The 21,831-nt window shown below is 61.2% G+C and carries 25 protein-coding genes; 23 read left to right on the forward strand and 2 right to left on the reverse strand.

Going from position 1 to position 21,831, the window contains the following annotated elements; genetic code table 11:
* Window positions 1–184: 184 nt before the first annotated feature.
* Window positions 185–580, reverse strand: a complete 396-nt coding sequence (locus GYN01_RS14835; RefSeq protein WP_125828535.1) for a hypothetical protein — start codon at window positions 578–580, stop codon at window positions 185–187.
* Between the two features lie 604 nt (window positions 581–1,184).
* Here GYN01_RS14835 and trxC point away from each other — a divergent pair.
* Window positions 1,185–1,625, forward strand: coding sequence for a thioredoxin TrxC (gene trxC / locus GYN01_RS14840; RefSeq protein ID WP_048400577.1), 441 nt, complete (start codon window positions 1,185–1,187; stop codon window positions 1,623–1,625).
* On the opposite strand, the gene GYN01_RS14845 is transcribed toward trxC, so the two are convergent.
* The gene (locus GYN01_RS14845; protein ID WP_048400579.1) at window positions 1,622–2,395 is read right to left on the reverse strand and encodes a ParA family protein; all 774 of its coding nucleotides are present in this window, start codon (window positions 2,393–2,395) and stop codon (window positions 1,622–1,624) included. The two genes, trxC and GYN01_RS14845, sit on opposite strands and share 4 nt — an antisense overlap.
* 337 nt (window positions 2,396–2,732) lie before the next feature.
* Between GYN01_RS14845 and GYN01_RS14850 the strand changes: the two genes are divergently transcribed.
* The 22 genes from GYN01_RS14850 to GYN01_RS14955 all read left to right on the forward strand — a co-directional run bounded on the left by GYN01_RS14850 (window position 2,733) and on the right by GYN01_RS14955 (window position 21,824).
* Window positions 2,733–3,452, forward strand: coding sequence for a beta-ketoacyl synthase chain length factor (locus GYN01_RS14850; protein ID WP_048400580.1), 720 nt, complete (start codon window positions 2,733–2,735; stop codon window positions 3,450–3,452).
* The gene (locus tag GYN01_RS14855) at window positions 3,428–4,240 is read left to right on the forward strand and encodes a lysophospholipid acyltransferase family protein (RefSeq protein WP_048364520.1); all 813 of its coding nucleotides are present in this window, start codon (window positions 3,428–3,430) and stop codon (window positions 4,238–4,240) included. Before GYN01_RS14850 ends, GYN01_RS14855 begins: the two co-directional genes overlap by 25 nt.
* Window positions 4,215–4,475, forward strand: coding sequence for a phosphopantetheine-binding protein (locus tag GYN01_RS14860; protein ID WP_048364521.1), 261 nt, complete (start codon window positions 4,215–4,217; stop codon window positions 4,473–4,475). Before GYN01_RS14855 ends, GYN01_RS14860 begins: the two co-directional genes overlap by 26 nt.
* 9 nt (window positions 4,476–4,484) lie before the next feature.
* A complete protein-coding gene (locus GYN01_RS14865) occupies window positions 4,485–4,739 on the forward strand; it encodes an acyl carrier protein (RefSeq protein ID WP_048364522.1) in 255 nt (84 codons plus the stop codon).
* Window positions 4,736–5,281 carry a COG4648 family protein gene (locus GYN01_RS14870; RefSeq protein ID WP_048364523.1) on the forward strand — a complete coding sequence of 182 codons (546 nt, stop codon included), beginning with the start codon at window positions 4,736–4,738 and terminating at the stop codon, window positions 5,279–5,281. Before GYN01_RS14865 ends, GYN01_RS14870 begins: the two co-directional genes overlap by 4 nt.
* Entirely contained in the window at window positions 5,278–6,948 is a 1,671-nt protein-coding gene (locus tag GYN01_RS14875; protein ID WP_203307368.1) for an acyl-CoA synthetase family protein, read from the forward strand. Before GYN01_RS14870 ends, GYN01_RS14875 begins: the two co-directional genes overlap by 4 nt.
* 86 nt (window positions 6,949–7,034) lie before the next feature.
* Window positions 7,035–7,769 (forward strand): glycosyltransferase family 2 protein, encoded by a 735-nt coding sequence (locus tag GYN01_RS14880; RefSeq protein ID WP_048400586.1) that lies wholly within the window; start codon window positions 7,035–7,037, stop codon window positions 7,767–7,769.
* Entirely contained in the window at window positions 7,766–8,704 is a 939-nt protein-coding gene (locus GYN01_RS14885; RefSeq protein WP_048364526.1) for an LpxL/LpxP family acyltransferase, read from the forward strand. Before GYN01_RS14880 ends, GYN01_RS14885 begins: the two co-directional genes overlap by 4 nt.
* Window positions 8,685–10,229 (forward strand): HAL/PAL/TAL family ammonia-lyase, encoded by a 1,545-nt coding sequence (locus tag GYN01_RS14890; RefSeq protein WP_048364527.1) that lies wholly within the window; start codon window positions 8,685–8,687, stop codon window positions 10,227–10,229. The genes GYN01_RS14885 and GYN01_RS14890 overlap by 20 nt, the downstream gene beginning before the upstream one ends.
* A complete protein-coding gene (locus GYN01_RS14895) occupies window positions 10,222–10,647 on the forward strand; it encodes an acyl-CoA thioesterase (protein WP_048364528.1) in 426 nt (141 codons plus the stop codon). Before GYN01_RS14890 ends, GYN01_RS14895 begins: the two co-directional genes overlap by 8 nt.
* Window positions 10,644–11,312: an outer membrane lipoprotein carrier protein LolA gene (locus GYN01_RS14900; RefSeq protein WP_238936264.1), complete on the forward strand. Its 669-nt coding sequence runs from the start codon at window positions 10,644–10,646 to the stop codon at window positions 11,310–11,312. The genes GYN01_RS14895 and GYN01_RS14900 overlap by 4 nt, the downstream gene beginning before the upstream one ends.
* Entirely contained in the window at window positions 11,302–13,614 is a 2,313-nt protein-coding gene (locus GYN01_RS14905; protein ID WP_203307369.1) for an MMPL family transporter, read from the forward strand. Before GYN01_RS14900 ends, GYN01_RS14905 begins: the two co-directional genes overlap by 11 nt.
* Complete coding sequence (locus GYN01_RS14910; RefSeq protein WP_203307370.1) at window positions 13,611–14,771, forward strand: sodium:proton antiporter; 1,161 nt, start codon at window positions 13,611–13,613, stop codon at window positions 14,769–14,771. Before GYN01_RS14905 ends, GYN01_RS14910 begins: the two co-directional genes overlap by 4 nt.
* Complete coding sequence (locus tag GYN01_RS14915) at window positions 14,762–16,009, forward strand: tryptophan 7-halogenase (protein WP_203307371.1); 1,248 nt, start codon at window positions 14,762–14,764, stop codon at window positions 16,007–16,009. Before GYN01_RS14910 ends, GYN01_RS14915 begins: the two co-directional genes overlap by 10 nt.
* Window positions 16,006–16,737: a class I SAM-dependent methyltransferase gene (locus tag GYN01_RS14920; protein ID WP_048400597.1), complete on the forward strand. Its 732-nt coding sequence runs from the start codon at window positions 16,006–16,008 to the stop codon at window positions 16,735–16,737. Before GYN01_RS14915 ends, GYN01_RS14920 begins: the two co-directional genes overlap by 4 nt.
* Window positions 16,731–17,294, forward strand: a complete 564-nt coding sequence (locus GYN01_RS14925; protein ID WP_203307372.1) for a DUF3261 domain-containing protein — start codon at window positions 16,731–16,733, stop codon at window positions 17,292–17,294. Before GYN01_RS14920 ends, GYN01_RS14925 begins: the two co-directional genes overlap by 7 nt.
* Window positions 17,291–18,478, forward strand: a complete 1,188-nt coding sequence (locus tag GYN01_RS14930; protein WP_203307373.1) for a beta-ketoacyl-[acyl-carrier-protein] synthase family protein — start codon at window positions 17,291–17,293, stop codon at window positions 18,476–18,478. The genes GYN01_RS14925 and GYN01_RS14930 overlap by 4 nt, the downstream gene beginning before the upstream one ends.
* Entirely contained in the window at window positions 18,475–18,942 is a 468-nt protein-coding gene (locus tag GYN01_RS14935) for a hotdog family protein (protein ID WP_048400602.1), read from the forward strand. The genes GYN01_RS14930 and GYN01_RS14935 overlap by 4 nt, the downstream gene beginning before the upstream one ends.
* Window positions 18,935–19,663: a 3-oxoacyl-ACP reductase FabG gene (gene fabG, locus GYN01_RS14940; protein WP_048400605.1), complete on the forward strand. Its 729-nt coding sequence runs from the start codon at window positions 18,935–18,937 to the stop codon at window positions 19,661–19,663. Before GYN01_RS14935 ends, fabG begins: the two co-directional genes overlap by 8 nt.
* On the forward strand, window positions 19,663–20,889 hold the full coding sequence (locus GYN01_RS14945; protein ID WP_203307374.1) for a beta-ketoacyl-ACP synthase: 1,227 nt from the start codon (window positions 19,663–19,665) through the stop codon (window positions 20,887–20,889). The genes fabG and GYN01_RS14945 overlap by 1 nt, the downstream gene beginning before the upstream one ends.
* A gap of 18 nt (window positions 20,890–20,907) precedes the next feature.
* Window positions 20,908–21,348 (forward strand): hypothetical protein, encoded by a 441-nt coding sequence (locus tag GYN01_RS14950; RefSeq protein WP_048364537.1) that lies wholly within the window; start codon window positions 20,908–20,910, stop codon window positions 21,346–21,348.
* 29 nt (window positions 21,349–21,377) lie between these two features.
* The gene (locus GYN01_RS14955) at window positions 21,378–21,824 is read left to right on the forward strand and encodes a hypothetical protein (RefSeq protein WP_048364538.1); all 447 of its coding nucleotides are present in this window, start codon (window positions 21,378–21,380) and stop codon (window positions 21,822–21,824) included.
* Window positions 21,825–21,831: the final 7 nt, after the last annotated feature.

Here is a 21,831-nt window from a genome sequence, read left to right on the forward strand (position 1 = left end):
CCTTGAAAGCGGAGAACATCTGTGCGTACCCAGGCTTGCAGCTCATCGCTATTCACATTCAGGCAGGCACTGATGCAAGTGCCGTGACCCGCGCGTACATCGTTCAGGCACGACAGCAACGGCGGATGTTGATGGATGTCGGGGTGGATGCTAATGGCCAGACGTGCGAACAACTGAACGCGCGCTATTCGCTCAAGCCCTCTTGGTGGTAGGCACTCTCCAGCAACGCATCCAGATGACGCAAAAAATAAATGTTGCAAATAATGTTCGGGTTGACTCGTCGCAGCGGGTTGAGTGTGCGATTGAAGACACCGATACGCCCCAGCGTTTCCACTTGCTTACCTGACGCCATCATTGGCGCCTTTTCCAACGGTCGCTCACCACCACGCCTTTTAAACGCAGCAGCACCGGATGGTTTGAAGCCAGCGCCTGCAAGCAGACTCCGGGAGGCCATCGCAATTAAAAGCCCCAGTACGGCCATGCCTCCCGATATCAACGTGCTGTAAAAGAAACTGATAATTAAGTAGGCAGGAAACCAGATGACACTGCAGATCAGCAATAACTTACCTGATTGAACCAAGTACTAATCTATCTTGGTTAAGGCGGCTTGACCCGCCGTACCCACTTCAACAATTGACTGACAACAGGTACAACCCATTGCATCACCGCCCGTCAACGTTGATACCTCTTCGACCGTTAGAGATAGAGAAGTATTGCAGTGGCCACATTGAAATTCTGCGTACGTATACACCGATGCCATATAACTTACGTCATTCATTATTCTCCCTGCGCGACGATTCATCCGTGACAATAGCCAGCTCCCTGTTACTGGGCGACAGGGACTCTCGAATTATTTAACGTCAAAAATAGTGAGCAAAAAACAACCTGCTCAAAGCCATCAGCCAACAACCGATGACGGCGTCCCCCTCTAAAAGTCAGCAGAATAGAGCGTTGAATTTGACGCCAATATCAGAGCAACCCAAAACTTCACGCGAGAGAACTCTTTCAATTCAAGAGATAAATCTTTTCTCTCCCGATAAATGCCCTGCAACTGACAGCTCACCCCCTTCACAGAGCAGTGGCAGTTTGAGCATTCATCTGCTGAACTTGCACGCCACTGATCTGTGGCCACTGACGAGCAGCGACCACAAAAACTGACAAAGCCTATTTTTACGGAGTGCCCCATGACCGAACCGCTACTGATCCCCTGCCCTCACTGCAATGGCCTGAACCGCATCCCCGCAGCACGTGTGGGCGAGCACCCTAAATGCGGTCGCTGCAAAAACGAAGTGTTGCTGAGCAAGCCATTCGATTTGAAACAAATTGACTACACCAACCAGATCAAGGGCGATCTGCCGCTGTTGCTGGATGTGTGGGCGCAGTGGTGCGGGCCCTGCAAGTCATTCGCGCCGGTGTTTGAGCAGGCGGCGAGCGAACTGGTTGGTAAGTGCCGTTTGGCCAAGCTCGACAGTGAAGCCAATCAGCAATTGGCCGGGCAACTGGGCATTCGTTCGATCCCCAGCCTGATCCTGTTCAAAAATGGACGGGAAGTAGCTCGCCAAAGCGGCGCCTTCCCGTTGCCACAGCTCAAGGCATGGCTGCGCAGCCACGGCATTAGCGCTTAAGCGTTCTGATCCAGGTAGTCGTGCAGCTCAATGAATTGCCGGGTGAGTTTGTGCTTGGGGTCGTAATGCACTAACGGTTGGCTGGCCTGGTGCGATTCGCGCATGCGCACCGAGCTGCTGAGGTACACCGGCAGCACCGGTAAGCCTTCGGCAATCAGCTCGTCGAGCATTTGCTGCGGCAAACTGGCTCGGGCCTGAAACTGGTTAACCACGATGCCTTCGACTTGCAGCGCGTCGTTGTGGTCTTCTTTGAGCTCTTCGATTTCGGCCAGCAGGCCGTACAACGCCTGACGCGAGAAGCTGTCGCAATCGAAGGGGATCAATACACGATCGCTGGCAATCAGCGCCGACACGGCATAAAAGTTCAGCGCTGGCGGGGTGTCGATGTAAATGCGGTCGTAATCTTCAGCCAACTCATCGAGCAACTTACGCAGCTTGTTGATCTTGTGCTTGGCCTCAAGCTTGGGCTGGAGGTCTGCCAACTCCGCAGTGGCGGTGATGACGTGTAAATTCTCGAAGGGCGTTTCGTAAATATCAACCCGATTTTTCTTGCCCCCCACCCCGGCTGACAGGCTCTGTTTAAAGAACTCGGCAATCCCCATCGGGATGTCGTCACCGGTCAACCCGGTGAGGTATTGAGTGGAGTTGGCCTGAGCGTCGAGATCGACCAACAAGGTTCTGTAACCCTCGCTGGCGCTGACCGCAGCCAGGTTGCACGCGATGCTGGACTTGCCCACACCGCCTTTTTGATTGAACACCACGCGACGCATTTCATGACCTCCGTGTATCAATGAATGCCCGAGTGTAGATGCCCTTGGCGCGGCTTCGCTACCTCGCGGCGAAATCAACTACAGCTCTGCGCCGCTTATCTTAGAGGGCCGACGAATATCTCTTATTCCTTCAACGAATCTGACCTACCCATAGACCAATACTGGCAAAAAGACAGCGGCTTTTTTATAGATCGTGAAAAAACCATACTAAATCTGTAAGCAATATTTGCTACCAGCCAACTGCACCGGGATAATGCCGCCACTCTGTTACAGATGTGGCGTCGGTCGATGCCCACTTTCGCATCAAGGAAGCCTGCAAAGGCGGGATGATTCTCCAGTGATCAATTTCAATATCGCCGCGTGGCGAGCCTGGGCACCGGGCCTCGACAGCGTGGCCGATTGGCAGGCCTGGAGCCAGCAACCCGGCGTATTTGCCGCCAGCGGTGCAGCCCCCGACGTCTCGTTTTTACCCGCCATGCAACGGCGTCGCCTCAGCCGCCTGGCACGTATGGCGTTCAGCGTGGGCTGGCCATTGGCTGAAGGCCATCAGGCGCTGCCGCTGGTGTTTGCCTCGCGCCACGGCGAAACCCCACGCACCTTCGACATCCTCAGCGACCTGGCTGCCGAACAACCGCTGTCGCCCACTCAATTCAGCCTGTCGGTGCATAACGCGGTGATTGGCCTGTGGTCGATCCTGCGCGGCGAAACCAGCGAAATGACAGCACTGGCCGCCGCCGGTGACGGGTTGGAACACGGCCTGATTGAAGCCTGCGCGCTGCTCAATGAAGGCGCGCCAGCCGTATTGCTGGTTATTACCGAAGAACAGCCCCCTGAAGCTTACGCGTGCTGGATCGACGACGTGCCCTTCCCCTATGCCGTGGGCCTTTTGCTGACACCGGGTTCACAGTGGCAGGTCACGCTGACCAACGGCCCGGCCGACGCCGAAAAAGCGCCGTGGCCGCACGCCCTGAACCTGCTGCGCCAACTGCTCGATGGGCAGGTTTCATTCCAACACGCCTGGAAAACCCGTGTATGGAACTGGCAACGCAACCTGTGAGTACGCGACAGCACGCGTGGTACTGGCGCCTGATCGCGACGGCGATCAGTTTCGGCCTGTTCGGGCTGGGCTGCCTGGGCCTGCGTTTAATCATCTTTCCGGTGTTGAGCTGCCTGCCGGGCAATACCGTTCGTCGTCGCGAACGCGCCCGCGCAACGGTCAGCCGGTTGTTCTGGCTCTTTATCCGCACGATGGCCCGTATGGGCGTGCTCACCTATGACGTGCAAGGCGCCGAGCGGCTTGGCCGACCAGGGCAAATGATCATCGCTAACCACCCGTCGCTGATCGACGTGGTTTTTTTGATTGGCCTGGTGAGAAACGCCAATTGTGTGGTCAAACAAAGCCTTTGGCAAAATCCGTTTACTCGAAGCCCCGTGCGCGCCACCCAGTACATCAGCAATGATGGCAGCGTCGACATGCTCGACAACGCCGCCCGGGCACTGCAAGAAGGCCAGACGCTGATTATTTTCCCGGAGGGTACACGCACGCAGCCGGGGCAATCGCCCGCCTTTCATCGTGGCGCAGCCTCCATTGCGTTGCGAGGTGCCAAGCTCCTTACCCCGGTGATTATCAAAGTCAGTCCCACCACGCTGACCAAAGCCGAACCCTGGTACCGCATACCCGATCGGCGCGTGCACTTCAGTTTTCGCGTGGGGGCCGATATAGACCCACACACCTTTACTGCGCTGGGCCCGCCACCTAAAGCCTCGCGCCTGCTCAATGACTTCGTGCATGACTACTTTATTAAGGAGCTCGCCACAGATGAGCGATCTGAACACCCACATTAAACAACTGATCATCGACGCCCTGGGCCTCGAAGACATCAGCACCGACGACATCGGCGACGAGCAAACCCTGTTTGGCGAAGGCCTGGGACTGGATTCGGTCGACGCACTCGAACTGGGCCTGGCGATTCAAAAAACCTACGGCATCAAAATCGATGCCGACGCCAAAGACACCCGCAATCACTTTTCCAACGTGGCCAGCCTTGCGGCTTTTGTCACGGCCAAACAGGCAGCCTGAGACCGAACCATGCAAACCCGTGACGACATTTTCAACACCCTGCGCGACGCGTTGGTCGAACTCTTTGAGCTTGAACCCGAGCGCGTGACCCTGGACGCCAACCTGTACCAGGACCTGGAAATCGACAGCATCGACGCCGTCGACCTGATTGACCACATCAAGCGTAAAACCGGCAAAAAAATTGCCGCCGAGGAGTTCAAATCGGTACGCACCGTCAATGACGTGGTCGAGGCGGTTTACCGTCTGGTTCACGCTGACGCATGAGTCGCCTGATTGGCCTTGGCCTGTTGCTGGCCGGTCTGCTGTACCCCTTCGCGGTGTATTTCGGCATGGCCCATTTCGCCCCGTGGCAGTTTGCACTGCTGCTCGGCGGCCTGTGGCTGGCCCGCGCGCTAACCGGCCAGCGGCGCCCTGGCAGCCTGTGGATGGCCGTTGTGGCACTGGCGTTTTGCGCACTGCTGGCGCTGTTCAACAGCCCCGCGCTACTGCGCTGGTACCCGGTGCTGATCAGCGGTTTCATGCTCAGCCTGTTCGGTTTGAGCCTGAAGTTCGGGCCACCGATGATCGAGCGTCTAGCGCGCCTGCGCGAGCCGGTACTGCCCGACATTGCGATTCATTACACGCGACAGGTGACCAAGGTCTGGTGCCTGTTTTTTCTGCTCAACGGGTTAGTCGCAGCCGGTTTGACGCTGTGGGCGCCGTTGAGCTGGTGGACGTTGTACAACGGCCTGATCGCCTACGGGCTGATGGGGCTGCTGTTTGCCATTGAGTGGCTGATACGACAACAGGTAAGAGGCCGGGCATGAATTGGATAAAACTTGAGCAGTTGTTGCTCAAGGGGCACGCCGGGCGTGCGGTCACGGTTGACCCGACGCTGGACCACGCCACCCTGTGCGAACACGCATTGCGTCTGGCTGGCGGCTTGCAACAGCACAACGTGCAGCGCATTGCCGTACACCTTGAAGACGCCGCCGAGTTGGCCGTCGCTTTGCTTGGCGCCTGGCGCGCCGGGGTCAGCGTGTTGTTGCCTGCCGACCTGCAAGCACAAACCCGTCAGCGTTGGGATTCGCAGGTTGACCTGTGGATAACTCAAGGCAGCGAGCTTGAGGCGTTATACGCCGAGCCACTGGCGGCCGCGCAACTGGATCTGGACGCCTGCCAGCTCAGCCTGTGCACCTCCGGCTCCAGCGGCGAGCCCAAACGCATCGACAAAAGCCTGCGCCAGATCGCCAACGAAGTTCAGGCGCTGGAGCACTTGTGGGGCGCCGAGCTGGGCGAGGCGTGCATCATCGCCAGCGTGGCGGCGCAGCACATTTATGGGTTGCTGTTCCGCGTGTTGTGGCCGCTGTGTGCAGGCCGGCGCTTTGTGCGCAACCAACTGGCGTTCCCTGAAGACATGCAGCGCGCCAGCCGCGAGCACGCATCGTTCGCATGGGTTGCCAGCCCGGCACTGCTCAAACGCACCAGTGACAACCTCGACTGGCCCGCGTTGAGCCAGGTGCGCCGAGTGTTTTCCTCGGGCGGCGCTTTGCCTGACGAGGCCGCGCAGAGCCTGCATGAACGCTTGGGGCAGTGGCCCACCGAAATCCTCGGCAGCTCCGAAACCGGTGGCATCGCCTGGCGCCAAGGCCCCGGCCTGTGGCAGCCATTTGCCGATGTGCAACTGAGCCAGAATGAAGAAGGCGCCCTGCTCATCGCCTCGGCGTACTTGCCCCACGGCCATCTCGAACACACTGCCGACGCCGCACGCATCGAAGCTGACGGACGATTTGAGTTGCTGGGGAGGCTGGACCGCATCGTCAAACTCGAAGAAAAACGCATCTCCCTGCCGATGCTGGAGCAGGCGTTGGTCAACCACGACTGGGTGGCCGAAGCCCGCTTGGGCGTGATCCATGAAAACCGCGCCTCGCTGGGCGCCCTGCTGGTGCTCAGCGACAGCGGTCTGTATGCCCTGCGCGAACACGGCCGCCGTGCCCTGACCCACAGTCTGCGCCAGCACCTGAGCCAACACTGCGAAGCGCTGGCCTTGCCACGCCGCTGGCGGTTGCTGCGCCAATTGCCGCTCACCAGCCAGGGCAAATTGCCTCAGGCACAGGTGGAGGCACTCCTGTTGGCGCCACGCCCGAAACTGCCGCAAGTGCTGAGCCAAACCGAGACCGACGGGCAATGGACGCTCAACCTGTCGATCCCGCCAGACCTGGCGTTTTTCAGCGGTCACTTTCCCAAAACCCCGGTACTGCCGGGCGTGGTGCAAGTGGATTGGGCGTTGGCCTTGGGCCAGCAACTCCTCGACCTGCCGCCGCGCTTTGCCGGGATGGAAGTGCTCAAGTTTCAGCAATTGGTGCGCCCCGGCGACGCCATTGAATTAACCCTGCGTTTTGACCGTGAGCGCGGCAAATTGCACTTCGCCTACCGCAACGCCACAGCGCCGTGCGCCAGCGGCCGCATTCTGCTGGAGGCGGCCTGTGGATAAGTTATGTGACGTAACGCTCTCTGTCGCCGCTGCCGCGGCCGGCATGCGGGGGCCAAGCGCAACCTTGTGCCTGGAGGTGACTGACCATGCATAACCCTTGCGCCGTGATCCCGGTTTACAACCATGAAACCGCCGTACCTGCGGTGGTCGACGCCCTGCTCGCAGCCCGGTTGCCTTGCGTGCTGGTCGATGACGCCAGCAGCCCGGCCTGCCGCGATGTGCTCCAACAGCTGTCGCTGCGTGAACACGTCTTCCTGATCCGCCTGGCGGTCAATGAGGGCAAGGGCGGCGCGGTGATGGCTGGTTTGCGTGAGGCGGCGCGGCTGGGGTTCACCCATGCCCTGCAAGTGGACGCCGACGGCCAGCACGACCTGCGCGACGTCGCCACCTTCCTGCAAGTTTCGCAACACAACCCCGACGCGCTGATCTGCGGTTACCCACAGTACGACGCCAGCGTGCCCAAAGGCCGTTTGTATGCGCGCTACCTGACCCACGTCTGGGTGTGGATCAACAGCCTGTCGTTGCAGATTCCCGATTCGATGTGCGGTTTTCGGGTGTACCCGCTGGCGCCGACGCTGGCCCTGATCAACTCGGTCAAGCTGGGTAAACGCATGGACTTCGACCCCGAAATCCTCGTGCGTCTGGCCTGGCGCAACCAACCCATGCGCTGGCTGCCAACCCAGGTGCATTACCCGCAAGACGGCCTGTCGCACTTTCGCCTGTTCCACGACAACGCGCTGATTTCCAGCATGCACACCAAGCTCTTTTTCGGCATGTTGCTGCGCTTGCCGAGCATTCTCTGGAGACGCTGTAAAGCATGAGCGACCCTCAACAGCATTGGGCTGACCACAAGGAGCGCGGCAGTTTCCGGCTGATGAAGCTCACCGCCTTTGGCGTCAAACTCCTCGGCCGCCGCGTCCTCGCACCGGTGCTGTACGCCATCGTGTTGTACTTCTTTTTGTTCGGCACCCGCGCGCGGCGCAGCATTTGGCAGTACCAGCAACGCTTGGCCGACTGGAGCGGACAAAGCGCGCTGCGCCCCACCCGCCGCCGTGTGTTCCGACAGTTCATGGCCTTTGCCGACGCCCTGCTCGACAAGCTCGACGTGTGGAACGGGCGCTTGAAGATTGAAGACATCGAAATCGTCGACCCCGCTCGCCTGCGCGACCAATTGCGTGGCGAGCGCGGGCAACTGCTGGTGGGCGCACATTTGGGCAACCTTGAAGTGTGCCGCGCCCTCGCCGAGCTGGGTGAGCAAGTCACCATGAACGTGCTGGTGCACACCAAGCACGCCGAACAGTTCAATCGCCTGCTGGGCGAGGCGGGCGCCAGCAACCTGCGCCTGATTCAGGTCAGCGAACTCAACCCTGCGGTGATGCTGCAATTGAGCCAGCGTCTGGAAAACGGCGAATGGCTGGCGATTGCCGGTGACCGCGTGCCGCTGCATGGCGGGCGTAATGTGCAGGTGGATTTCCTCGGCCACACGGCGGCCTTCCCTCAAGGCCCGTGGTTGCTGGCCGGATTGCTCAAATGCCCGGTCAATCTGATGTTTTGCCTCAAACACCAAGGCCGCTATCAGGTGATCCTCGAACCGTTCGCCGAGGCCGTGCAGTGGCGGCGCAGCGACCGCGAACAGGTGATTGCCGACTGGACCACCCGCTACGCAGAGCGCCTGGGGCATTACTGCCTTCAGGCGCCGCACCAATGGTTTAACTTTTACCCATTCTGGAAGACCGATGACGACGCATCCGCATGAGCCAGTAACCTTCGGCCAAACCCCTTTGCGCATTGAAGACGTGCTGGCCCTGGCCAATCGTCAGGTGCCGACCCAACTGCAAGCCGACGCCCAATACCGTGAACGCATCGCCAAAGGCGCACGTTTTCTGGATTCGTTGCTCGACAAAGAAGGCGTGATCTACGGCGTCACCACCGGTTACGGCGATTCGTGCGTGGTGGCGGTGCCGTTGGAGCATGTCGAAGCGTTGCCGCGCCACCTCTACACCTTCCACGGCTGCGGGCTGGGCAAACTGCTCGACGCTCAAGCCACCCGCGCCGTGCTGGCCGCGCGCTTGCAGTCGTTGTGCCACGGCGTGTCCGGGGTGCGCATCGAGCTGCTGGAGCGTCTGCACGCCTTCATCGCCCACGACATCCTGCCGCTAATCCCCGAAGAAGGCTCGGTGGGCGCCAGCGGCGACCTGACGCCGCTGTCGTACGTGGCCGCGACCTTGTCCGGCGAGCGCGAAGTGCTGTTCAACGGCGAGCGCCGCTTCTCGGCTGACGTACACCGCGAGCTGGGCTGGACCCCGCTGGTGTTGCGCCCCAAAGAAGCGTTGGCGCTGATGAACGGCACCGCGGTCATGACCGGCCTTGCCTGCCTGGCTTACGCACGCGCCGATTACCTGCTCAAACTCGCCACGCGCATCACCGCGCTCAACGTGGTGGCGCTGCAAGGCAACCCGGAACACTTCGACGAACGCCTGTTCGCCGCCAAGCCGCATCCTGGGCAAATGCAAGTGGCCGCATGGCTGCGCCAAGACCTGGCCATCGACGCCCCGACCGCGCCGCTGCATCGCCTGCAAGACCGTTACTCACTGCGTTGCGCCCCGCATGTGCTCGGCGTGCTGGCCGACAGCCTGGGCTGGCTGCGCGGGTTCATCGAAACCGAACTCAACAGTGCCAACGACAACCCCATCATCGACGCCGAAGAAGAACGCGTGCTGCACGGTGGGCACTTCTACGGCGGGCACATCGCCTTTGCCATGGACAGCCTCAAAACCTTGGTGGCCAACGTCGCCGACCTGCTGGACCGTCAACTCGCGCTGCTGGTGGACGTGCGTTACAACCACGGTTTGCCGAGCAACCTGTCGGGCGCAACGGCCGAGCGCGCCATGCTCAACCACGGTTTCAAAGCGGTGCAAATCGGCACCAGCGCCTGGACCGCCGAAGCGCTGAAAAATACCATGCCGGCCAGCGTGTTCTCGCGCTCTACCGAATGCCATAACCAGGACAAAGTCAGCATGGGCACCATCGCCGCCCGCGATGCGATCCGCGTACTGGAACTGACCGAACAAGTGGCCGCCGCGGCCTTGCTCGCGGCCAATCAGGGCGTGTGGCTGCGCAGCCGCGCCGAAGACGCCCGTGCACTGCCGCCCGCTCTGGCGGTGATGCACGCCGAGCTGGCCAAAGACTTTGCACCGGTGATTGAAGACCGCGCCCTCGAAGCTGAACTGCGCCTGTGCCTGAGCCGTATTGCCCAACAACACTGGAGGCTGCATGCGTAGCAAAGGCGTGTTGCACGTTGATACCGAAGTGTTGGTGCCGTTTTTCGACATCGACACCATGCACGTGGTGTGGCACGGGCATTACGTCAAATACCTCGAAGTGGCGCGGTGTGCGCTGCTCGACCATGTGGGCCACAACTACACGCAGATGCTCCAAGCGGGCTATGCGTGGCCGGTGATCGACCTGCAACTGCGTTACGTGCGCGGCGCCACGTTTGGTCAGCGCATCAACGTGCGGGCCAACCTGGTGGAATGGGAGAACCGTTTGAAGATCAGCTACCTGATCACCGATCTGGCCAGCGGCGAGCGTTTGACCCGGGCTTGTAGCGTGCAAGTGGCGGTTGAGATTGCCAGCCGTGAAATGCAACTGGCGTCGCCCCAGTGCTTTATCGATGCAGTTGAGCGGGTGTTGTCATGAGTGTCTGTTTAACGGCAAAAGCCCCGCATCCCACCCCTCTCCCGCAGGCTTGGGATGAGGGCAAAAAACGCTCCCGAATCTGCAGGGTGTTCGCCGCTTTATTGGCCTTTTCACCGCTGGCCCACGCCTTCGACCTGCAACAACTGAGCGAGCAACTGGCCAAACCCCACGTGATCCACGGCGACTTCATTCAAGAAAAACACCTGCGCGCCCTGCCCAAGCCCCTGACCAGCACCGGCACGTTTGTACTGGCCAAAGATCACGGCCTGCTCTGGCAGTTGAAAACCCCGCTGCAACAGGATTACCGCATCACAGCCCTTGGCATCGCACGGCGTAACGCCAACGCGTGGCAAATGCTCCCCGGCAAAAGCGCAGGCGCTGAACAAAACCGCTTGTTCCTCGCCGTGCTGCAAGGTGACAGCAGCGGTTTACAACGCGATTTCGACCTGCAACTGCAAGGCGAATCCGCGCACTGGACGCTGACCCTGACCCCGCGCTCGCTGCTGCTCAAGCAAGTGTTCAAGCAGATCAACATCGACGGCGGCGAACTGGTGCAGCGCATCGAGCTGCAAGAAACCCAAGGCGACAGCACGCTGCTAAAGATGCAAAACAGCGTCAGCAACCAGCCGTTGAGCGACGCGGAGCAACTCGACTTTGCGCAGTGAATATTGGCTGCCCCGAGGGTTTGTGATCTTGCTGCTGGTCGTGCTCGCGCTCGCCGGGTGGCAGTGGCGTCACGGCGCGCCGCTGTCGGCCAACTTGATGGAGCTGGTGCCCGGCGATGCCCCCGACGCGCTGCAACTGCGCGCCGAACAGCGCATGCAAGAACCGCTGAACCGCGAAATGCTGGTACTGGTGGGCAGCACGGATCGGCAACAGGCCGTCGCCGCCGCGCAGCAATTGGGCGAGCAATGGCAGGCCAGCGGTCTGTTTGAAAGCGTGCAATGGAACCTGCAAGCCGACCTTCCCGCGCTGCGCGAGCAACTGCTGCGCGGGCGTTTGGCGATGTTGTCCAGCGCCGACCGCGAACAACTGATCGACCACCCGCAGGCGTTTATCGAGCAACGGGTGCAAGCGCTGTTCGACCCGTTCACCGGGTTCAGCCTGGTGCCCAGCCAGGACGATTGGCTGGGCCTCACCGGGCGCATTCAGAACAGCCAGCCGCAACGGGGCGCGGTGCAACTGGACATTGGCAGCGGCGCCCTGATCGCCGATGCCGATGGCAAAAGCTGGGTGCTACTGCGCGCCCGCACCCAAGGCAACGCGTTTGACATGACCCTGCCACTGCACGTCGCCGCGCTGCTGGAGCGCAGCCGTGAGCACGTGGCCAGCCAACACGTCGAGCTGCTGGCGGCCAGTGGCTTGCTCTACGCCGCCAGCGGTCAGCAGCAAGCCACCCGCGAAATCACCTGGGTCGGCGGTGGCGCGACCGTTGGCATCCTCTTGTTGCTGCTGCTGGCGTTCCGCCGCTGGCGGGTGCTGTTGGCGTTCGTGCCGGTGTTGGTGGGCATGCTGTTCGGCGCCGTCGCGTGCGTTGCCTTTTTCGGCAGCATGCACGTCATGACGCTGGTGCTGGGGTCCAGCCTGATCGGCGTGGCGGTGGATTACCCGCTGCATTACCTGTCCAAAAGCTGGAGCCTGAAACCCTGGCGCAGTTGGCCCGCCTTGCGCCTGACCCTGCCCGGCCTGAGCCTGAGCCTGGCCACCAGTTGCATCGGCTATCTGGCATTGGCCTTTACCCCGTTTCCGGCGTTGACCCAAATCGCCATCTTCTCTGCCGCCGGCTTGATCGGCGCCTATCTGAGTGCGGTGTGTTTGCTGCCGGCATTACTCAACGGGGTGGAACTGCGCCCCGCGCAATGGCCACTCACGGTCGCACAAGGTTTGCTCAACGTGCGCGACGCGTTGCTGAGCAAAGTCCCGACGCCCGCGCTGCTGGCCTTGCTGGTGGCGTTTTGTGCCGCCGGCTTGTGGCAACTGACCAGTAAAAACGACATCCGCCAGTGGGTCGGTGCGCCGCCGCAGTTGACGGCTGAAGCGCAAGCGATTGCACGCATCACCGGGTATCAGCCCACCAGCCAGTTTTTTCTGGTGCGGGCCGAGAATGAACAACAACTGCTGGAGCGCCAAACCGCCCTCAGCGAGCGACTGGATCAGTTGATCAACATGGGCAAATTGCAGGGTTATCTGGCGCTGAACCAGTTGGTCAGCCTGCCCCGCGAGCAACAGCAATTGCGCGCTGCGCTCAACGCCCTGCCCCAGCACTGGCAGCCGCTGCTGGCGCTGGGCGTGCCGCAAGCGGCGCTGCAACACGAGTTGAGCCAACTGCAAACCTTGCCCGAGCAAGGTATCGACGACGCACTCAACGGCCCGCTGGCTGAACCGTGGCGCCTGCTGTGGCTGGGCAAACAAACCGAAGGCGTGGCCGCGATGGTCAGCTTGCAAGGGCTGAACAACGCCAGCCTGCTGCGGGTGCAAGCGCACGATTTACCCGGCGTCGAGCTGGTGGATCGTTTGGGCGACTTGAACAACGTGTTTGCCGCCACACAAATCAGTGCCGCCGAATTGAAGCTGTTGTCCTGCGCCCTGATCGTGCTGTTGCTGATCGCCCCATTCGGCTTTGGCGGTGCGCTGCGCATCGTCGCCCTGCCGCTGCTGGCCGGGCTGTGCAGCCTGGCCAGCCTCGGTTGGCTGGGTCAGCCACTGACACTGTTCAGCCTGTTCGGCTTGCTGCTGGTGACGGCGATCAGCGTCGACTACGCGATTTTGATGCGTGAACAAATAGGCGGCGCCGCCGTCAGCCTGCTGGGCACGCTGCTGGCGGCGCTGACGACGTGGTTGTCGTTCGGCTTGCTGGCCGTCTCCAGCACGCCTGCGGTGAGCAACTTCGGCCTGTCGGTGAGCCTGGGCCTGGCGTTCAGCTTTATCCTCGCGCCGTGGGCCGGCAAGCAGGAGCATCGCGCGTGATGACGCTTGTGTTCTGGCTGCTGGCCTTGGCCTTGTTTGCGCTGGCGACCCGTGCGGGCCGCCATTTTGGGCTGATCCCGATTGTCAGCCAGTTACTGCTGGCGTCCATCGGTTTGCCGCTGTTGATGCTGCTGTGGATCGAACCGCACTGGCAGCTGACTGGCGCGCAACTGGTCTCGCCGACGTGGCTTAAAAGCCTCTACAGCCTCAGCTTTGCGCTGTTGCTGGGGCATATTTTGAGTGACGTGATTGACCTGCGACTCGACCGCCAAAGCGTGAAAATCGCCCTGCCCAGTTTTCTTGTGCCCTTCGCCTGCGGGCTGGCTTGCGCCGTGTGGTTGCTACCGCCACAGCCGTGGCTGAGTTCGCTGGCGGTCGGGCTGGTGTTTGCCATCACCGCCATTCCGGTGTTGTACCTGTACCTGCGCCACATCGGTTACCCGCACGCCGCCACCCGGCGGTTGGTGCAAAGCGCAATCCTCATCGACCTGACCTGCTGGAGCCTGTTCGGGCTGGCGCAGGGCAGCCTGGACCTCAACAGCCTGTTGCTGCCCATCGCCGCAGCCTTGCTGCCGTTGTTGCTGCGCGCCCTGCGCATCCGCCAGCCGCTGTGTTACAGCCTGAGCTTTTTTGCCTTGCTGGTGGTGGCCGAGCATTACCGCCTTAATGCGCTGATTTTTGGCGTGGGCTATTTGCTGTGCATGGCGTGGCTCAAGGTGGCGCTGGTGATGCCGTTAAAGGCTGTCTGGCTTGAGCGTTTGCAAACCTTTGTAGCGATTCCGCTGATCCTCACGTTCGGCATTGTGCAAATCAATGTGCACAGCGCCTTGAGCGCCATCAGCCCGCTGCAACTGTGCGCGCTGTTGCTACTGCCGGTGCTGAGCAAAGTGTTGGGCAACTGGCTGGGCCTGAGCTGGGCCACGCCCTCGTTTGCCGGTGCCAGCCGCTGGCGTGAAAGCCTGTTACTGAATATTCGCGGGTTGAGTGAAATCGTGTTCCTCAACCTGCTGTTGCAACAACAGCTCATCAGCCCCGCGCTGTACTTCGCGCTGATGCTGATGGGCCTGGCCGCCACGCTGTTACCGGCGTTGGCGGGCATGAATAAAACCCCTTTGAAGTCTGCCGTAGTCCCCGGCAAGGAGCCCTTGTGTCAGTAGTAGAAATGGAACGTCGTCAGGTAGTAGTGATCGGTGCCGGGCCGTCTGGTGCGATTGCCTCGGCCTTGCTCAAGCGCAAAGGTCACGATGTGTTGATCATCGAGCGCCAGCACTTTCCGCGTTTCTCGATTGGCGAAAGCCTGCTGTCGCATTGCATCGATTTCCTCGAAGAAGCCGGCATGCTGGAGGCCGTGCAAGCCGCCGGTTTTCAGGTCAAAAACGGTGCTGCATTCGCCTGGGGCGAGCAGTACAGCGCGTTCGATTTTGGCGACACGTTCAGCAACGGCAAACCCACCACCTTTCAGGTACAGCGGGGCGACTTCGACAAGTTGCTGGCCGATCAGGCCGCGCTGCAAGGCGTTGAAATCCGTTACGGCCAAACCGTCATCGCCACCGACATTGAACGGGCCAAACCGCAGTTGCAGGTCGAACGCGAAGACGGCAGTCGCTACACGGTTGAAACCGACTTCATCCTCGACGCCAGTGGTTATGGGCGCGTGCTTCCGCGCTTGCTCGACCTTGAAGCACCGTCCAACTTCCCGGTGCGCCAAGCGGTATTCACCCACGTCGAAGACCGCATTGATTGCCCAGGTTTTGAGCGCAACAAAATCCTCGTCACCACTCACCCGATCCACCGCGACATTTGGTTCTGGAGCATTCCGTTCAGCAATGGCCGCTGTTCGGTGGGCGTGGTCGCGGCGGCGGAACATTTTGCAGGGCGCAGCGAAAACCTCGATGAGCGCCTGCGCAGCTTCATTGACGAAACCCCGAGCCTGCAACGGGTGCTGGCCAACGCGGTATGGGACACCCCGGCACGCACCATTGGCGGCTACTCGGCCAATGTCAAAACCTTGCACGGCCGGGGTTTTGCCTTGCTGGGCAACGCGGCTGAGTTCCTCGACCCGGTGTTTTCTTCGGGCGTGACCATTGCCATGCGTTCGGCGAGCATGGCCGCAGGCGTGCTGCACCGTCAGTTGCAAGGCGAGGCCGTCGATTGGCAAACCGAGTTTGCCGACCCGCTCAAACGTGGGGTCGACACCTTCCGCTGCTACGTCGAAGGCTGGTACGCCGGGACCTTTCAAGACGTGATTTTCCACCCCGGCAGCTCGCCCCAGATTCGCCGCATGATCAGCTCGATTCTGGCGGGTTATGCCTGGGATGAACGCAACCCATTCGTCAGCGAACCCAAGCGCCGTTTACGCATGCTGTCAGATATCTGCGCCACGGAGCCTGCATGAAACCTCTGAGCGACACCTATGTTGAAGAAACCCGTTTCGGCTTTTGGTTTTTGCGCAGCCACACTTGGCAGCACCACGTATTGCGCGTGGCGATCAACGATCTGCACGGCCTGTTCAGTGACCCGCTGCCCTGCGCACCGGTGATTCTGGATGCCGGGTGCGGTCAGGGGAAATCGTTCCAGTACCTGCACAAAACCTTCGCCCCGCAGCGTTTGATCGGCCTCGATGCCGACCCGCTGAGCCTTGAGATGAGCCGCGCAGAAGCCGCGCGTCAGGGCATCGACATCGAACTGATCGGCAGCGACTGCGCTGAACTCGACCTGCCTGACGACAGCGTCGACATCCTGTTCTGCCACCAGACGTTTCATCATCTGGTGCAGCAGGATCGGGCGCTGGCCGAGTTTTACCGAGTGCTCAAACCGGGCGGTTACTTGCTGTTTGCCGAGTCCACCGAAGCCTACATCGACACCTGGGTGATTCGGTGGTTGTTCCGCCACCCGATGCACGTCCAGAAAAGCGCCGCGCAATACCTCGACATGATCCGCGATCAGGGCTTTGAGTTTGAGGCGCAGAACGTGTCCTACCCGTACCTGTGGTGGAGCCGTTCCAAAGACTTCGGCCTGTTGGAGCGCTTTGGCCTGCGCCGCCCCAAACCGGTGGGCCAGCGCGAAGAGACGCTGGTTAACGTCGTAGCCCGCAAGCCCCTGCCAGGCACACCGACATGCTAAACACACGCCCCGCAGGCGGCCAACCGTTGCTGTGTAAAGGGCCTGCGGCGCTTATCGCCGCCGTTGCCAGCCGCTACAGGCTCTGCACTGCGTTGTGTGTGGCGCTGCTCCTGAGCGCTTGCAGCACTCAGCCGTTGCCGCGTCAGACCCCGACTCTCGCGCTGCCGATGCAACTGCATGTACAGCGCCAGCAAGCCGATCAGCGCCAAGACTGGTTGCTGGTCATTCAGCAGGAAGACGGCGGCCTGCGCTGGTCACTGATGGACCCGCTGGGGATTCCGCTGGCGCGCCAGTTGCTCACGCACAACCGCTGGCACGCCGACGGCTTGTTGCCGCCCAACCCTGAGGCCCGTGAGTTGTTCGCCGCACTGCTGTTTGCGCTGACCCCGGCCCATGAGTTGAAGCGTAATTATCCACAGGCCAAGTCCGTGTCCAATGTGCGCGTGATCAGCCAGCGCTGGCAGATCCAGTACGACCAGCCGCAGGTGTTTCGCATCGATACCCAAGGCGATGTGTATTACGACATCAGCCCACTTAACGCCGAGGCGGCTCAATGACTGCGTACCTGAATGCGGTGGGCGTGATCTGTGCGCTGGGCCGTGGCCCCGACGAGGTCGCGCGCAACCTGTTTGCCGGTGATTGCACCGGCATGCAGCGCGAAAACGGCTGGGTGCCAGCGCGCTCGCTCACCGTGGGCGCAGTGCACGACACGCTACCGGTCATCCCGCCCGAGCTGCGCCAGCAAAGCAGCCGTAACAACCAGCTGTTGCTTGACGCCGCGTTGCAGATTCACAGCCAAATCCAACAGGCGATCAGCACCTACGGCCCTGCGCGCGTAGCCATTGTGTTGGGCACCAGCACCTCGGGCATTGATGAGGCCAGTCGCGGCATCGCCCACTACTTGCAGGCGCAGCTTTTCCCCGACGATTACGACTACCGGCAACAAGAGTTGAGCGCCCCGGCTACCTTCCTCGCCGACTGGCTGAAAATCACCGGCCCCGCCTATGTGATTTCCACGGCCTGCACCTCCAGCGCCCGTGCCCTGATGAGCGCCCAGCGCTTACTGGACATGAACCTGTGCGACGTGGTGCTGTGCGGTGGCGTCGACAGTTTGTGCAGGCTGACCCTCAACGGTTTTAGCGCGCTGGAAGCAGTGGCGGATGAACGCTGCAACCCGTTCTCGGCCAATCGGCGCGGTATCAATATCGGCGAAGCAGCCGTGCTGTTTGTGATGAGCAAACAACCGGCCGCTACACATGCCATCGCACTGCTGGGCACCGGCGCCAGTTCAGATGCCCACCACATTTCAGCCCCGGAGCCGTCCGGGCGCGGCGCGGCGCAAGCCATGCGCAAAGCCTTGAGCCGTGCGGGCCTGCAACCCGGTGACATCGGCTACCTGAACCTGCACGGCACCGCGACCCATCACAACGATGCGATGGAAAGCCACGCCGTGGCGCAGGTGTTCCCGCACGGCGTGCCGTGCTCCTCGACCAAACCCATGACCGGCCACACCCTCGGCGCGGCCGGTGCCCTTGAAGCCGCGTTTTGCTGGCTGAGCCTGACCCACGCCAACGCCCTCGCGCCGCATGTGTGGGACGGCCAGCCCGACCCGACGCTGCCCGCGCTTGATTGGGTGACGCCAGGCCGCACGCTGGCTTCTAACGCACAGCGCTGCCTGATGAGCAATTCGTTTGCCTTCGGCGGCAACAACGTCAGCCTGATTATCGGAGACGCCCCATGATTGATTGGCCTCTCGCCCAATTGCTGCCCCACGCTGGCGACATGATCCTGATCGATCAGGTGCTGGCGTTCGATCAAGAGCAGATCCACACCCGCCTTACCGTGCGCGCAGGTGGCGTGTTCAACCGCGAAGACGGCAGCCTGCCCGCCTGGGTCGGCGTCGAGTTGATGGCACAAAGCGTGGCCGCCTACGCCGGTTGCCGCGCCCGCGTGCAAGGCGATCCGGTCGAGCTGGGCTTTTTGCTCGGCACGCGCAAATTTGAATGCAACGTCGACCACTTCCCGCTGGGCTGCGAGTTGCATATCCATGCGCTGCGCTCGCTGGAAGACGACAACGGCATGGGCGTGTTCGAGTGCCACCTCACCGGCCCCGATATCCATGCAACCGCCCGCCTGAACGTGTTCCGTCCGCCTCAGGCCGATAACTACCTTGCTCAAGCATCTCAGGAGACCCGTCATGACTGAGTCTATTTTAGTCACCGGCTCCAGCCGTGGCATCGGTCGCGCCATCGCCTTACGCCTGGCGCAGGCCGGTTTTGACCTGGTGCTGCATTGCCGCAGCGGCCGCAGCGAGGCCGACGCCGTGATGGCCGAGGTGCACGCCTTGGGTCGTAGCGCACGCGTGCTGCAATTTGACGTGTCAGAGCGCGCCCAATGCAAAGCTATTCTGGAGGCCGACGTCGAAGCGCATGGCGCTTATTACGGCGTCGTCCTCAACGCTGGCCTGACCCGCGACGGCGCCTTCCCCGCGCTCAGCGAAGACGACTGGGACGTGGTGATGCGCACCAACCTCGACGGTTTTTACAACGTGCTGCACCCGGTGATGATGCCCATGATCCGCCGCCGCAAGGCCGGACGCATCGTGTGCATCACCTCGGTGTCGGGCCTGATCGGTAACCGTGGGCAAGTCAATTACAGCGCCTCCAAAGCCGGGCTGATCGGCGCCGCCAAGGCACTGGCCATCGAGCTGGGCAAGCGCAAGATCACCGTCAACTGCGTAGCGCCGGGGTTGATCGACACCGCCATGCTCGATGAAAACGTCCCTGTAGAAGAACTGATGAAAATGATCCCGGCACAACGCATGGGCACCCCGGAAGAAGTCGCAGGCGCGGTTAACTTTTTGATGTCGGCCGAAGCCGGTTACATCACCCGCCAAGTGCTGGCCGTCAACGGGGGCCTGTGCTGATGAAACGCGTTGTCGTCACCGGCATGGCCGGCATCACCTCGCTGGGCAGTGACTGGGCCAGTATTGAAGCCCGCTTTGTGGCCGGGCGCAGTGGCATCCGGCGCATGGATGAATGGGACCGCTTCACCGAACTCAACACGCGCCTGGCCGGGCCGATTGATGACTTTGCAGTGCCCAAACACTGGACCCGCAAACAACTGCGCAGCATGGGCCGCGTGTCCCGGTTGGCGGTGGGTGCGGCCGAGCAGGCGCTGCAAGACGCGGGCTTGCTGGGCAACCCGATCATTCGTGACGGGCGCATGGGCGTGGCCTGCGGCTCGTCCACCGGCAGCACCGACGAAATCAAAGCCTTCGGCAACATGTTGCTCAACTCCGTGGCCGAAGGCCTGAACGCCAACAGCTACGTGCGCATGATGCCGCACACCACAGCGGCCAATATCAGCATCTTTTTTGGCCTCACCGGGCGTTTGATTCCCACCTCCAGTGCCTGCACCAGCGGCAGTCAGGGCATCGGCTACGCCTACGAAGCCATCAAGTTCGGGCGTTTACCGCTGATGCTCGCCGGTGGCGCCGAAGAGTTGTGCCCCACCGAAGCCATGGTATTTGACGCGCTGTACGCCACCAGCCTGAAAAACGACGCCCCTCACACCAGCCCACGGCCGTACGACAACGGCCGCGACGGTCTGGTGATCGGTGAGGGTGGCGGCATGCTGGTGCTCGAAGAACTGGAACACGCACTGGCCCGGGGCGCTCACATTCACGCTGAAATCGTCGGTTTTGGCAGCAATGCCGATGGCCAACACACCACGCGCCCGGAAGTCAGCACCATGCGCCGGGCGATGGAGCTGGCGCTGGAAGACGCAGGTATCGAGGCCAGCGCCATCGGTTACGTCAACGGTCACGGCACCGCCACCGAACAGGGCGACATCGCCGAAACCCTGGCCACCAGCGCACTGTTCGGCCCGAGCATGCCGATCAGTTCACAGAAGAGCTTTTTGGGCCACACCCTTGGCGCCTGTGGCGCGCTGGAATCCTGGTTCTGCATCGAAATGATGAACCGCAACCGCTACGTGCCGACCCTCAACCTGGACGTCATCGACCCGCGCTGCGGCGAGTTGGACTACCTGCGCGGCGAGTTGCGCACGATGCACAACGATTACGTGATGAACAACAACTTTGCCTTCGGCGGGGTCAACACGTCGTTGATCTTCCGTCGCTGGTCGTGACCTTCTGGAGTCAATGGAATGCCTTATCTGTTACGCGCAACCCTGATCGCCCTGGCGCTGCTGAGCACAGTGTCGTGCAGCAGCAAACGCCTGCTCACCCCCGACCGCAGCGTGCCGGTGTCGATCCAGACCGACCGGGCGAGCATGCAGCACGCCATCGTCAAAACCCTAGTCGCGCGCCAATGGACGGTACAGAAAATCACCCCGCAGTTGGTGCAGGCGCACATTACCGTACGCGGCCAATACCACGCCGAAATTGACATCCCGTACAGCGCCGACCACTACCGTATCCAGTACCGCGACAGCAGCGGCCTGGACTACAAGGACGGCAAGATTCACAAGAATTACATCCGTTGGGTGCGCCTGTTGGACAAGGGCATCCTGCGTGAGTTGAAAGACCACCAGAACGAACAGACCGCTCAACAGCTGTCGCAATCGGCTTTGGCAAAACCGCAATAACACACCTTTTTGACGTCAAGGAGACTTCAATGCAATTCAAAACTCTGGCCGCTGCCACCACCCTGCTGCTGTGCACCCTGCCAGCCGTGAGTCAGGCGCGTGATACCGCGCTGTACCTGCCATTTGACCAGGTGGTGACCGAAGCCATCAGCAGCGGCAAAATCGACGGCAGCGTCAAGTTCTACCTGGCAGGCAACACGCCACGCGGCAAAGTCACCGTGGTCAGCCCGGGCGCTGTGACCAACAAAAAGACCAACGCCTTCAACAAAAGCGACGAACAAGCCTGTTCTTGGGCCCTGCAATCGGCGCTGATCACAATGCACGAAGCGGCGAAAAAAGTCGGGGCCAACGCCGTGACCAACATCGCCAGCTTCTACAAGCGCAACGAACGCAAAGACCCTAAAACCTACGAATGCCATGCGGGCGCGGTCATCGCGGGCGTGGCGCTGAAGGGTGATCTGGCGAAGGTGAACTAAGACCTCG

This window comes from Pseudomonas weihenstephanensis (assembly GCF_016812185.1).
GTDB lineage: Bacteria > Pseudomonadota > Gammaproteobacteria > Pseudomonadales > Pseudomonadaceae > Aquipseudomonas > Aquipseudomonas weihenstephanensis.